This is a genomic window from Polynucleobacter sp. QLW-P1DATA-2, assembly GCF_001870365.1.
GTDB lineage: Bacteria > Pseudomonadota > Gammaproteobacteria > Burkholderiales > Burkholderiaceae > Polynucleobacter.
The window spans coordinates 1,195,811-1,209,581 of sequence record NZ_LZMQ01000003.1 but is presented as its reverse complement, the minus strand read 5'-3'; the positions used below and the strand labels follow the sequence as shown (position 1 = coordinate 1,209,581).

Sequence of the window (13,771 nt, the reverse complement as noted above, 5' to 3'; positions counted from 1 at the left end):
TCCTTGCATTATTGAGACTCTTCTTTCCACCAGTTCTGCATAATCCACGGTTCTGCTTGATAGTACAAAGGAGGCTCTGGATATCGCATCTCTTTACGGAAAGCTACACGGTGCGTTGGGTTGTACCACTGCGGCACAACGTAGTAACTATTCCACAACACTCGATCCAATGCTCTAGCGGCGGTACGTAATTGTTCACGGTTTTGTGCTCTCGTAATCTCTCCTACCAAAGCATCCACTACAGGAGATTGAATACCGATTACGTTATCAGATCCTTTTTCTTTTGCTGCCTGACTGCCATAGCGATCCCATAACTCACTGCCTGGATTCTGAGAATCTTGAAACCTCACTGTGGTCATATCAAAGTCATACTCATTCATGCGCTTTTGATGTAACGCAAAGTCACTAGTACGAACGTCTACTTGGATGCCCAATTTTTCAAGATTACGCATGTAAGCAGAAATGACTCTCAAAAAGAAACCACCATCTTCGACCATCTCAAACCGAAATGACTCACCCTTTTCATTGCGCAATGCGCCATCACGATATTGCCAACCTGCATGCATCAGTAGCTCACGCGCCTGGCGTAAATTTTGACGCAGACTTCCCGGCGACTTAGTTGAAGGTGCGGGTGGCATCGGACCAAACACGGCATCAGGCACCCATTGGGGATATTTCGCCTTGAGTGGTTTGAGTAACTTCAGCTCCCCTTCCGTTGGCTTGCTTGGGCCATCAAAGTTGGCACTTAAATCACTGTTGGTAAAGTAACTATTGATACGGCTATATTGATCGAAAAATATTTGACGATTAAGCCATTCAAAATCCAATGCCAATCCCAATGCTTGACGTACGCGCGCATCCTGAAAGATCGGCTTACGGACATTCATAGCAAAGCCTTGCATGCCTGCGCCATTATGATTAATAAAAGCCTTTTTTAATAGCGTACCGTTATCAAACTTCGATCCAACGTATCCCTTGGCCCAAATCTTGGCGCGGTACTCCACTAAAGCATCAAACTCTCCGGCTTTAAACGCCTCAAGACGAACGGCGTCGTCGCTGTAGAGTTTATAGAGCACCCTATCAAAGTTGTAAAAACCCACCCGAATATTGAGCGGCTTACTTAAATGATCTGCCCAATATTGAGGATTTTTCTTGTACACAATTGACTTACCAGCCTTGAATGACTCAATCAGATAGGGGCCACTCCCAAGGGGAGTTTCGAATGCCAATTTGTCAAAAGGAATTATCGTGCCATCGGCTTTCTTGCCCCAGTTACGAGAAAAGATAGGTAACGTTCCAGCAAGAATAGGAAGCTCGGAATTATTGCTCTTAAAGTCAAAGCGCACTACGCGATCAGAAAGAATTACTGCTGAAGTGATGTCGGCAAAAGTTGTTTTATAGCGAGGGTGCGCCTGCCCACTCATGAGCACATCAAAACTGTATTTAACGTCGGCAGCTAAAACCGGGCTGCCATCAGAAAACTTGGCTTCAGGCCGAATTCGAAAAGTCACTGACTTGTGATCTTTTGCCACTTCAATATCTTCAGCAAGTAAACCGTAAACACTGGAGGTTTCATCCGCACTTCCCTCGGCTAATGACTCAAACATGAGTTCGATGCCTGGCGCGGATACCCCTCGCAAAGTAAAGGGGTTGAACTTATCAAAGCTATTGCGTTGACCTGGATTAGGCAAAGTCAGAGTGCCGCCCTTGGGAGCATTGGGGTTAACGTAGTCAAAATAGGCAAAGCCCTCTGGATATTTTGGCTTGCCATATTGAGCGATACCCTGTCCTGCCAACGCAAAGTTACCCCAAAGCCCTGCCAGAAGGGCTAGCAGCAAGAAACGGGTAATTTGGCGAAAAGGGGTTTGGGCTGGCATATATGCAACAATTGTAGATAGCAAATCATATTTGAAGCAAAGGACACAACATGGGCTTTCTCTCCGGCAAAAAAAATCCTCATTACCGGCCTCCTCTCCAACCGCTCAATCGCTTATGGCATCGCCAAAGCCTGCCACCGTGAGGGCGCTGAGCTTGCCTTTACTTATGTAGGCGAGCGCTTTAAAGACCGCATCGTCGATTTTTCAAAAGAATTCAATTCAGAACTCATTTTTGACTGCGATGTCGGTAGCGATGAGCAAATTTCTGCACTATTTAAGGATTTAGCCAAATCTTGGCCTCAATTTGACGGTTTTGTTCATGCCATTGGCTTTGCCCCACGCGAAGCGATTGCAGGTGACTTTTTAGAAGGTCTCTCGCGTGAAGGCTTCAAAATTGCTCATGACATTTCTGCCTATAGCTTCCCCGCTATGGCAAAAGAGGCTTTACCAATGTTGCGTGATAAATCCTCCCTTTTAACTTTGACCTATCTTGGGTCCATGAAGAATGTTCCCAACTACAACACCATGGGTTTAGCCAAGGCTTCTCTAGAAGCTTCTGTACGTTACCTAGCTGGATCAGTAGGCCCTAAGGGTATTCGTGCGAATGGTATTTCTGCTGGTCCCATTAAAACGCTGGCTGCATCTGGCATCAAAGGTTTCAGCAAAATTTTGGAAGCCGTTGAACAAACTGCGCCAATGCGCCGCAACGTCACGATTGATGATGTTGGCAATACTGCTGCATTCTTAATGTCGGATTTAGCAAACGGTATCACTGCTGAAATTATTTATGTAGATAACGGCTTTAGCCAGGTCGTTGGCGGAATGGAAGAAGTTTGAGCGTAAGCCTTTCCGAAGCTCTCAAGTTTTGGGCAAAGCTAGGCTTTATTAGTTTTGGTGGTCCCGCTGGACAAATCGCCGTTCTGCATCAAGAGCTAGTCGAGAAGCGTCGCTGGATTTCTGAGCGGCGCTTTTTACATGCGCTCAACTACTGCATGCTTTTACCGGGACCAGAAGCGCAGCAGCTGGTTACTTATATCGGTTGGCTAATGCATCGCAGTTGGGGCGGCATTCTGGCTGGCACACTCTTTGTATTGCCCTCACTCTTTATTTTAATTGCGCTCTCCTGGGTGTATCTCACTTTTGGACAGGTGCCGTGGATTGCCGCTATTTTCTTTGGCATTAAGCCAGCAGTTACCGCTATTGTGTTGCACGCAGCGGTTCGCATTGGTAAGCGCACCATTCATAACCAAGCATTGAAGTGGATTGCCTTAGGCTCATTCTTGGCAATCTTTATTCTGAATTTATCTTTCCCCATTATTGTCATCATTGCTGCAGCAATTGGTTACTGGGGCAGTAAACATTACCCAGATTATTTCCAGCAATCGAGCACTCATGAAAGCAAGGAAGACAAGCGTTATGGCGCTGCCATCATTGATGATGACACCCCTACTCCAGTCCACGCGCAATTCCAGCTACAGAAAACAGTGTTGCATAGCGCTATTGCCTTTGGCTGTTGGCTTCTACCTATTGCAATCTTGATTCTCATTTTTGGCTGGAAGACACTCTATCCAGAAATTGCCTGGTTCTTTACTAAGGCAGCCTTTCTCACCTTTGGTGGAGCTTACGCTGTTCTGCCTTACGTATATCAAGGTGCAGTAGATCACTTCCATTGGTTAAGTGCCAATCAAATGATGGATGGTTTAGCACTTGGCGAAACTACTCCCGGCCCACTCATCATGGTAGTTGCTTTTGTGGGTTATTTAGCTGGCCATATTCAGCATCTCATCGGCAATAGCAATCCATTTTGGTTTGGTGCATTGGGCGCTGTTGTAGCCACTTGGTTTACCTTTTTGCCATCCTTCTTTTTTATCTTGGTGGGCGGCCCTTTAGTGGAGTCGACTCATGGCAAGATTAGCTTCACGGCACCCCTGACTGCCATTACTGCTGCAGTAGTTGGCGTGATTGTCAATCTAGGTCTCTTTTTTGCGTATCACGTCTTTTTACCCCATGGCTTGGGCGGCTCTATTTCCTGGATCTCGATCCTGATTTGCGCATTAGCTGCTTTGGCGCTATTGAAATTCCAAAAAGGGGTAATGACGGTTCTCGGTGGCTGTGCTTTGGCCGGTCTTCTGGTCTACTTTTCTAGCGCGTTGATTACGTAATTTAATAGGCTAAGTATTTTTCTCAAGATTGGCATAATGGAAGTTATGCGAATCGAACCTCAAACCATCACCCATCTTCAAGAGTGGCTCGGCAAAACAGAGTTACTTTCAGATACTGTTACGGCCGCCCCTGTGCGCGCCCTATCTGCCACATTAGATCGTCCAGATCCAGAACCTAGCAAAGGCAGCTTTCTTCCTGAGTTATGGCACTGGCTGTATTTCTTACCGCATGCACGTCAGTCTGAGATTGGCCCAGATGGTCATCCTAAGCGTGGTGGCTTCTTACCCCCAGTACCCCTACCTCGTCGCATGTGGGCCGGAAGTCGTGTGCAATGGTTGGAGCCGCTCTCTGTAGGCGATGAGATCAAGCGCATTTCCAAAATTGAATCAGTTACTCACAAAGCAGGTCGTACCGGTGATTTGATATTTGTTTTGGTTAAACATGAAATCTCTAACCAAAAAGGTTTGGCCATTATTGAAGAGCATGACATCGTGTATCGCGATGCGCCCGGCCCCGATGACAAGCCAGTGGCACCTACACCAGCACCAAATGATGCCAAGTGGAGCAAAATAATTACACCTGATGATGTTTTATTGTTCCGTTACTCTGCCCTCACGTTTAATGGTCATCGCATTCATTACGACCGCCAATATGTTACCGAAGTAGAAGGCTATCCAGGTCTGATTGTGCATGGCCCATTGATTGCAACCCTCTTGGTTGACCTAGTGCGTCAGAGTATTCCTGGTTGCAAGCTCAAGAGCTTTGAGTTCCGCGCAATTCGCCCGACATTTGATATCAATATTTTCAAAGTAAGCGCTAAGCCTGATTTAGATAAAGATCCATCCGGTAAAACAATTGCGATTTGGGCGCAAGATCATGAGGGTTGGCTCACGATGCAAGCCACAGCAGTTTTGGCCTAAAGTAAAAAGTCTATCAATCAGATTCGAGACAACACACTATATGACTACTGAACATTTTTCTCGCGAGCTTGCGAGTTTTGCAGCCAAACTAAAAATCACTGATATTCCAGATGATGTAATTAGCCGCGCCGAAGATCTTTTGGTCGACTGGTTTGGATCGGCTATTGCCGGCAAAGGTTCTCGCCCTGTTGAAACGATTACCCAGTTTGCGCAAAACATGGGTGGCTTTGATCTAGGTCATACAGGCCCTTCAGAAATTCTGATTTCACGCAAAACATCAAGTCCATTTTTAGCGGCCATGGCAAATGCGGCAGCCTCACATGTTGCCGAACAAGATGATGTTCATAACGGCTCAGTTTTTCATCCTGCCACAGTTGTATTTCCACCGGCTCTGGCCTGTGCGCAAGCAATTGCTGCCTCCGGGGAGGATTTGATCGTTGCAGCAGTAGCTGGCTATGAAGTAGGTATTCGTGTTGGTGAGTTTTTAGGTCGCTCGCATTACAAGGTATTTCATACTACCGGTACTGCAGGCACTATTGCAGCAGCTGCAGCCGTAGGCCGCCTACTCAAGCTTAATCCAGAGCAAATGTTGCATGCCTTTGGCTCTGCAGGCACTCAATCAGCAGGCCTTTGGGAATTCTTACGAGATGCTGCAGATTCCAAACAGTTGCATACAGCCCACGCAGCTTCGACTGGTCTCATGTCTGCTTACATTGCGCAAGCAGGCTTTACTGGTGCACAGCATATCTTAGAGGGTAAGCAAGGTTTAGCAGCCGGTATGTCAAGCGATGCTGATCCAAGCAAATTAATTGATCGCCTTGGGACTCGCTGGACTTTGGCAGAAACCAGCTTTAAATACCATGCGTCTTGCCGTCATACGCACCCTGCTGCCGATGCGCTTTTACAAGTCATGCTCACACATAAGCTACAGCCGAGTGATATTGCCAAAGTAGAAACCCTCGTTCACCAAGGTGCAATTGATGTCTTGGGTCCGGTGACTGATCCAGCAACCGTCCACCAATCGAAGTTCTCTATGGGCACCGTACTTGCCTTAATTGCGCACTACCAATTTGCTGGCTTGCAAGAGTTTGATCAGCATTTCCATGACGATGCCATTTGCCTATTTAGAGATCGCGTCACCATGATGCTTGACCCAGAAGTAGACGGCGCCTACCCACAACGCTGGATAGGCAAAGTCAAAGTTCATTTACTGAATGGGCAAGTATTGGAGGGTCGTATTGACGAACCCAAAGGTGATCCTGGCAACACCCTTTCTCGAGCAGAAATTACCGACAAAGCGTTACGCTTAGCAGCGTTTAGCGGCGGCGCAAGCCCTGCTCAGATGCAAACAGCCATTGATCTCTTGTGGAATATTCGCAAACAAGCCAAGATTGGCTCTTTGCTTCCCAGTCAATAATTTAGCAACCATAGATCCCTTACATGAATCCACTTGATACCCCACTAGGCTTTAGCAGTAACCTTTTATTCGTTCCAGGGACGCGTCCTGAGCGTTTTGTTAAAGCTCTCGATAGTGGTGCCGGTGCAGTTGTATTGGATTTAGAGGATGCGGTTCCAGAAGAGGATAAAGAGACTGCGCGTGCCGCCATTCGGGCTGCATGGCCTACATTTTCTGATGAGCAAAAGAAACGTTTGGTTATCCGCACCAATTCACCTGGTACCAAGTTTTATTCCGCTGATTTAATACTGGCGCAAGCATTACAAGTAAGCTGCATACTGATTCCCAAGAGCGAATCTCTTGATCAAATTAATGGTGCAGCGCTACTGTTACCCCATACCGCCATCATTCCCATGATTGAAACTGCGCTAGGTTTAGATCATTTGCGTGAGATTGCCAATGCCAATCAAGTTCTTCGACTTGCCTTGGGTAATTTAGATTTACAAGCTGACCTTGGCATGATCTGTGATCTACAAGAAACTGAGCTTCAAACTGCTCGATACCAAATCGTATTAGCCTCCCGTTTGGCTAACATTGCCCCTCCTATTGATGGGGTTACACCGTCTACCGATGACCTCCCACGCATTAGAGAGGATGCCGAGCGCGCCAAACGCATGGGATTTGGTGCAAAACTCTGTATTCATCCAAAACAAGTGGCGATTGTTCAGACTGCTTTTATGCCAACAGCGGAGGAACTTGCCTGGGCCCACAGGGTAGTCGGGGCTGACCATGCCTCAAAAGGGGGCGCAGTGAAGCTAGACGGGAAAATGATTGACCGCCCCGTAGTCTTGTTAGCCAGAAGAACGCTTGCACTTGCTGGTAAACACTAATCTCTTATTGGCCTCAGAACATTTAAAAACTGGCAAAATAGCTTCATTAAACGTAAGCCATATACGTTCTTGATAACCAATATAAGAGACTGATCATGAAATTACGCTCATCACTACTGGCAGGTTTCAGCGCGATTGTTACTGTCGCGATGTTTGCTAGCAATGCACTTGCGGCCGACCCATATCCAAATAAACCCATCACATTGGTAGTGCCCTTTGCTGCTGGCGGCCCAACTGATGCGGTTGCAAGACTCATCGCCATTCCAATGGGTAAAGACTTGGGCCAAACCGTCATCGTTGAAAATACCGTTGGCGCAGGCGGCACGATTGCCGCAACCCGTGTGGCACGCTCTGCTCCAGATGGCTACATGATCTTTATTCACCACATGGGGATGGCTACTGCTCCAGCACTTTATAAAAAACTGCCATTTGATCCAATGAAGGATTTTGAATACGTTGGCCAAGTAGTTGATGTGCCCATGGTCATCTTGGGTCGTAAAAATTTTCCGCCTAACAACTTTAAAGAGTTAGAAGCCTATATCAAGGTCAACAAAGAGAAAGTTACCTTAGCAAATGCAGGCCCTGGTGCTGTTTCACAGTTATGCGGCCTTCTGTTCATGTCTCGGGAGGGTGTTGAGCTCACCACTGTCCCTTACAAGGGCACTGGCCCCGCTTTAACTGATCTACTGGGCGGTCAGGTCGACTTGCTTTGTGATCAAACCACCCAGACAATCCCTTACATCAGAGAAGGTTCTGTAAAAACCTATGGAGTAACGACACCAAAACGTCTAGCAGCCCTGCCAAATATTCCCACCCTGGATGAGCAAGGTCTAAAAGGTTTTGATGTGAAGGTCTGGCATGGCATGTACGTTTCTAAAGGCACACCTCCAGCAATTGTGAACAAAATTAATAAAGCACTCAACGTTGCTTTAAATGATCCTGAAATCAAGGCGCGTTTAGCAGAGTCCAACATTGAAATTGTTCCGCCTGCTAAAAGAACTCCTAATGGCCTCAAAGAACATCTTGAAGCAGAAATTAATAAATGGGGTCCTGTGATTCGTAAGGCTGGCGCTTACGCCGACTAAGAATCGCCTCTGAAAACAAAAAAGCCAGCATCTCGCTGGCTTTTTTCTTGTGTAGAAATCTTACTTACAAGGATAATTATCCTTAAAGAAGCGCATTAAAGTTTTTGCTGCTTTATCTTTATTGAATTGAGGATTAGCCTTAGTCCACATCAGATACTTTTGCAGGACCTCATTGCGAGTCTCGTTTTTATCTGCAAAGCAGATGGTTGACTTAGAATTTGAAGGGCGATTTGCTAAGTACCCCTGATAGACGCCCTCACCAAAGCCAAAACAAAAACTGCGCCCTGGTTCATCAGCGGGATTTTTGCAGAGCTCTACAAAAGCAGCAGTGCTAGCATCATCTGCAGGAAGATCTTTCTGCGCAAATGCACTCGGAGCAAAAGAAAGAATGGATGCAATTAGTATGAATGTTACCGGTAATGTTTTCATAACTCTTTTCTCTTAATAAATGTTAACGCCTAAATCCGCTCATATGGCCACCACCGAAGCCGCCCATATGACCTCCGCCACCGCCACCACTGAACCCACTCATGTGACCGCCGCCGCCAAAGCCACCGCCACCACCGCCAAAGCCACCCATATGACCTCCGCCAAAGCCACGTGAGCGATCTTGATCACCATCAAAACGCGCTTGTTCGCGTAGGGCATTTTCTTGAGCAGCCTCACGATAGATATTTGGATCAGCCCTATCCATCTGCGCATCGTTGCGCGCCTCCTGATTTAGGCGAGCCGCTTGATTTCTCTCTTGGGGAGTGGCATCTTTCTGGAACGCATTGTTGGCACGCTGGCCATCGATGCGAGCCGCCTCTTTCTCCTCCGGGGTTGCTTTGTTTTGCCAATCATTGAGCAAGCGTTGTTGATTCACAATGTTTGCTGGCCCAATAACGGGGCGAGAAGGTATGCGCCCAGATGGATTGATGTTCGTGGAATTAATCGTGCCATTATTCCAATTTGGATAAGTCCAAAAATCATCACCAACAGCAAAGCCAAAACCAAAATCCATGAGGCCCCAGGCTGGGTCATAAATAGGATATGGCGGGTATTCGGGGTATGGCCATGGCCCATAAACTACAGTGGGGTTATAGCTTGGGATGTAAACCACTTTGGCATTCGCCGGAGCAATCAAGATATTGCCATTTGCATCCGTAGTTACGGTAATTTGCTTATTGGACTTCAGGGTGCCTGCTTTAACAGCGAGTTTTCTTAAAGCTTGAACCGCCTTCATAGTATCTGCGGCTTGTAACTTATAGGCATTTCCTAAGTTTTGAGTCCACTGTAATTTTTTACCCATCAGATTGAATGCTTTTGGAAACGACATTAACGATTTCACACTATCGTTCCACGACTGGGCCTTAAGTGCGTTCTGCAAGGCATCGCCCTTCAAGGAAGCGTTACTCATTTGCCAGTTATGCGCCTCCGCCACTTCCAGTGGATAAGTCGAAGCCAGCAACATCAGCGAAAGTAAAGAGTCTGGATAAAGCGCTATAGGAGAAACCAATGATTCCAATTGCGCTGAAGAAATCGTTTGCGGTCCAGCGTTATAGCTTGGATCTTGAGTGTAGCCAGGACTACCATAGCCCCCGCTTTGCATATATCCCTGAGGGTAATAATATCCATTCGGTTGATAAGGGCCTGGGTTCATGACACATCCATCCAGAAGAGATCCGCAGGCAATAACTAAGCCTAGAAGTAAGCTCTTTTTCTTCAGTGCTGAAATATTTTTATGACCTTCCTGTCTCATGTCTGCCTCAGTATTCATCTCTGCAAATAGCTTACTCGGTTCACTCTACTTTACTACTTTGTTTTTGAGCAAGAATTAACCTGGTCTAAATAAATAACCAGAGCGGGCTTTTTCTTTTCGTTTAGCAAGAACGGCAGCAAACAATGAACAGAATGCCCATAAAGCCAAGAACGGGTCTAAAAGGTAATCCCAAAGATTGGCAGACTCATGCCAATGGACACTCCAAGCGATGATGGCCAAACCAACAATCCAAAAGCCTTTGCTCCAATTGGCCAGCCCACAGATTAGAGCGAGTAGAAGTACAAACAACAAGAAGGTAATTGAGCCATAACCCCATGCGTATGGATCATGCATGCCAAGACCTAATGCAAGAGGATAAAAAGCAAGGGCAATTATCAGAATGACAAACTTCACTGCAATTGGCGTAGATTTATTGTTGTGTACCAAGGTGCTCCATAACAATAATGTGGTGACAATGCTGAGGTCGCCAGTCACACCTCGCACGTAAGCTGCTAAAGGTAGCTCAAGAGACATGCCCAATGGCCAGAAAAAGAGATTAGCGAGTATCAGTAAAAGCAATACTTTTACGATAAATGGGAATACCTCTTGTGCAATTTTCTGGAGAATCCAAATCAGGATCAGAGAGCATGTAATCGACATCTCTAGCAATGCAAAAGTTTGCATGAGGCTATTCATCATGGAGCCTCCTTAGAATCGGGCATGGATTGGGCGCTAGATTGCTGTGGCAACTGACTAAAAGCTCGAGTCAGCCACGCACTCGAGAAATAGACATGTCGAATCTTTTTGCGATCCCAGGTGTAGGCCAGATGGGCATCATTACCAGTGGCACTCATTAAATAAGGATAGGAATATTCCTTGCGCTGCTCATTTGGTAACGCTTCATCATCTTCCAGCACATCTATCACCTGCCATTGCCCCACCTTCGGATCACTCATCAGCAAAACCAAACGATGACGCCCTGCTTCGATATTATTTAAAGCTAGTAAATGCGCGCCACTCTGAAGTGTTAAACCAGCTACAGCAGAGTTGGGATTAGCTACTTCAAGATCACTCACAGATTGCCAGGATTGCCCTGCATTTTGAGTATGACTTACGGGAATTTGCTTTGCCTGTCCCGCACTTCTTGTTTGACGGAAATAAGCAGTGGCATCTTCGGCTGCGTTGACAAACACTAGCGGTTGAATAGCGCTTCGGCCAGAACTCATGCGCCGCTTATCAATCACTTGAGCAGCGTCCAATCTCAAGAATTCGCCAAAACGCCCAATCCACTCGTGATAAGCCGGTAAACCTAAGCGGCCATCAGAAAACTGGACTGCGGGTGACTTCACGAGAGTGCTTAAATTAATCAATGGTGAAGTAATCAAGCGCTGAGGACGGCTCCACGTTGAGCCCTCATCATCGGAAAAGATGGTTGAGATAGAGCTTCCCGCCCAACCACCAATCGAAACGGTGACAAAAAATAGTTGCAGTCGGCCATCCGACAATCTTGCGGGGACGGGATTGCCTAACTTAGCGATATAGCGCGCCAAACCCTTTTCTGCAGCGACTCTATCCATCACTACTACAGGTGTGCTCCAGGCATTTGTCTTAGTATCAAATACCGCAGAATTAATCACCACATCAGCTGCACCCTCTCGGCTACCAGCAAACCAAAAGGCTCTGACGTTTCCATCCTTTAAGGCAATTAAGGATGCAGCATGCACTGAAGCGACGCCAGTGTCAGGCACCCAATCAGCTCTTGGGGCAGCTATTGCGGACTGAGTTACCAACTTGAGCTTAGATGCTCCCAGCTTGGAGTCTGATTGAACTTCTTCAGATTCTATTTGAGCGACTTCTGGAATCGCAAATGGCGCCCACGCAGGATGGCCTTCAATGTGGATGAAACCCAGCACAGCAGCTAGCAATAAAAAACATAGGGCAATGACGCGGTTCATCTACAAGCGTCCTTCGCACTCAAAAGGTCTGGATTAGAAACGGGTGTTGCAATCAAATATTCAGTAACAAAAAGATGCTCGCCAATATGACCTAACAGCATTGCTTTAATTTCTTCGTCAGAATGACGTGCCCTCATTTCCATTCTTTGACCAATAACCTGACATGACTCACAGATGACGGGAGTAACGCCCAATGGAGCCTGAACCGCCACTAGAGGATAGGTTTTAGTAAGACCATCCACATTTCCTGCATCTTTTGCAAGATAACCATGCAGCTGGGCCCCCGGAATGAGTAAGCGATACTCCTCGTCCTTAGCGCGGTAGTCACAAGGAATCCAGACATCCTTACCCTGCACTTGCGCAATGCTTGCCGCTGAGAAACGCCCCAACTGACTCTCCAGGGGGCTTAAGCTACTGGTGAGTGCACAGTAAGTCAGAAAACAGCCCATGAGGGCAAATGCTTTACATTGCTCTCGTTTGATGAAGCCGATGATGACGAGGGCTACGCTAATCGCCATGAACACCCAATGAATTGGGCTATACATCCATGACCCAGCCTCACCCATAAAACCAGAGAGTTGCAAATTCAGACCAAGCCAAATTAAGAGACCTAAAACAAGGACTTGCAATAACAAAGCAATCCGGAATCCCCACAATGGCAAACGATCCCAATGCAATGCAATTAAAGTAGCAAACGCCGGCATAACTGGCAAAAGATAACGGCCAGAACGCTGGCTTGGCAAAGAAAAGACAAGAAAGAATGCAGCGATCAGCAGCAAGAGTAGAACTTCCTCTGCAGACAGAAAACGACGCTCACGCCAACATTGCATCAGCGTTGAGATCAAAACAAAAGTAAATAATCCCGCATTGGCAAGCGTAGTGAGCAAGAGCATCCAAATGCTATCGCCACCTCGGACGAAATCTAATAAGTAATTGGAGCTTCGTGCCGTAAATTTGCCAGCATTCTCACCCAACACAAACTCCCTCCAAACCGCCTCCGGCTGGGGATCAAGCGCAAACCACACAGCAAATACTGCTAAGGCCAGTACCCCTACAAACACTAATTTATACAGATCACGAATCAGTGTTTGAGAAATGCGCCATTGTCGCCAATGCCAGTAATACAAACCCAGGGCTAAGGTGGCAGGTGCAATATAGGCAAATGATTTAGCAAAGAGCGCCAAACCAAAACAGATACCAGCCAGCACTGGAAAAAAGAATTTAGATTCAAAGGCACTCTTTCCCCAATACAAGATGGCCAAAAATGGCAGGCTGATCCAAAAGACTTCCGGAGGATCCGTTAGAAAAGGACGGCCATAGCGGTACGTTGCAAAAAAGGATAACCATACTAAGGCGGCTAAAAATCCTGTTTGCGTTTTTCCACTAAAGCGACGCACAGCTAAAAATAAAAAGAAGGCTGTTAAGGCCGTATAGAGCACGCTCGGCCAACGTAGATACTCCAAGCTCCACTGACTTGCCCAATGGGTGCTCGCAATACCTTGCCAAAATATCAGAGGTGGCTTGGTATTTTTGATGCCATCCATTTGGGACTGAAGGGGCAACCAGCTTCCAGCATCAGCTGTCATGCGAACAATGTGCATGTAGGGATACTCATCACCATTTTTAGGCGCAAAACGACTATCTAATCCATATAAATAGGCAAATATTGCCAAAACCAGGCTTAAGAAGGCGTATCGAAGGGTAAATGAGCCACGCATCCCTATAGTTTATAGGGCTTGTGTTC

Annotated in this window: 12 protein-coding genes; 6 read left to right on the top strand and 6 right to left on the bottom strand. The window is 46.7% G+C overall.

Annotated elements, in window-relative coordinates:
• Positions 1–8: 8 nt before the first annotated feature.
• A complete protein-coding gene (locus A9236_RS08845; protein WP_071465011.1) occupies positions 9–1,877 on the bottom strand; it encodes an extracellular solute-binding protein in 1,869 nt (622 codons plus the stop codon).
• 27 nt (positions 1,878–1,904) lie between these two features.
• Here A9236_RS08845 and fabI point away from each other — a divergent pair, with 27 nt between their 5' ends.
• The 6 genes from fabI to A9236_RS08815 all read left to right on the top strand — a co-directional run bounded on the left by fabI (position 1,905) and on the right by A9236_RS08815 (position 8,331).
• Positions 1,905–2,714, top strand: coding sequence for an enoyl-ACP reductase FabI (gene fabI / locus A9236_RS08840; RefSeq protein WP_071467848.1), 810 nt, complete (start codon positions 1,905–1,907; stop codon positions 2,712–2,714).
• Positions 2,711–4,039, top strand: coding sequence for a chromate efflux transporter (chrA, locus tag A9236_RS08835; protein WP_071465009.1), 1,329 nt, complete (start codon positions 2,711–2,713; stop codon positions 4,037–4,039). Before fabI ends, chrA begins: the two co-directional genes overlap by 4 nt.
• Before the next feature lie 36 nt (positions 4,040–4,075).
• Positions 4,076–4,960 (top strand): MaoC family dehydratase N-terminal domain-containing protein, encoded by an 885-nt coding sequence (locus A9236_RS08830; protein WP_071465008.1) that lies wholly within the window; start codon positions 4,076–4,078, stop codon positions 4,958–4,960.
• Positions 4,961–5,000: 40 nt separating this feature from the next.
• Positions 5,001–6,377 (top strand): MmgE/PrpD family protein, encoded by a 1,377-nt coding sequence (locus A9236_RS08825; RefSeq protein ID WP_071465007.1) that lies wholly within the window; start codon positions 5,001–5,003, stop codon positions 6,375–6,377.
• Between the two features lie 23 nt (positions 6,378–6,400).
• Positions 6,401–7,246: a CoA ester lyase gene (locus A9236_RS08820; protein WP_071465006.1), complete on the top strand. Its 846-nt coding sequence runs from the start codon at positions 6,401–6,403 to the stop codon at positions 7,244–7,246.
• A 95-nt stretch (positions 7,247–7,341) separates the two neighbouring features.
• Entirely contained in the window at positions 7,342–8,331 is a 990-nt protein-coding gene (locus A9236_RS08815) for a tripartite tricarboxylate transporter substrate-binding protein (RefSeq protein ID WP_071465005.1), read from the top strand.
• A 60-nt stretch (positions 8,332–8,391) separates the two neighbouring features.
• On the opposite strand, the gene A9236_RS08810 is transcribed toward A9236_RS08815, so the two are convergent.
• From A9236_RS08810 to A9236_RS08790, 5 genes are all read right to left on the bottom strand, one after another.
• A complete protein-coding gene (locus tag A9236_RS08810; protein ID WP_071465004.1) occupies positions 8,392–8,760 on the bottom strand; it encodes a Rap1a/Tai family immunity protein in 369 nt (122 codons plus the stop codon).
• Between the two features lie 22 nt (positions 8,761–8,782).
• The gene (locus A9236_RS11170) at positions 8,783–10,072 is read right to left on the bottom strand and encodes a DUF3300 domain-containing protein (protein WP_201721769.1); all 1,290 of its coding nucleotides are present in this window, start codon (positions 10,070–10,072) and stop codon (positions 8,783–8,785) included.
• 75 nt (positions 10,073–10,147) lie between these two features.
• On the bottom strand, positions 10,148–10,771 hold the full coding sequence (locus A9236_RS08800; RefSeq protein WP_236638804.1) for a hypothetical protein: 624 nt from the start codon (positions 10,769–10,771) through the stop codon (positions 10,148–10,150).
• Positions 10,768–12,027: an exo-alpha-sialidase gene (locus A9236_RS08795; RefSeq protein ID WP_071465002.1), complete on the bottom strand. Its 1,260-nt coding sequence runs from the start codon at positions 12,025–12,027 to the stop codon at positions 10,768–10,770. Before A9236_RS08795 ends, A9236_RS08800 begins: the two co-directional genes overlap by 4 nt.
• Positions 12,024–13,745, bottom strand: a complete 1,722-nt coding sequence (locus A9236_RS08790; protein ID WP_071465001.1) for a glycosyltransferase family 39 protein — start codon at positions 13,743–13,745, stop codon at positions 12,024–12,026. Before A9236_RS08790 ends, A9236_RS08795 begins: the two co-directional genes overlap by 4 nt.
• Between the last annotated feature and the right edge of the window lie 26 nt (positions 13,746–13,771).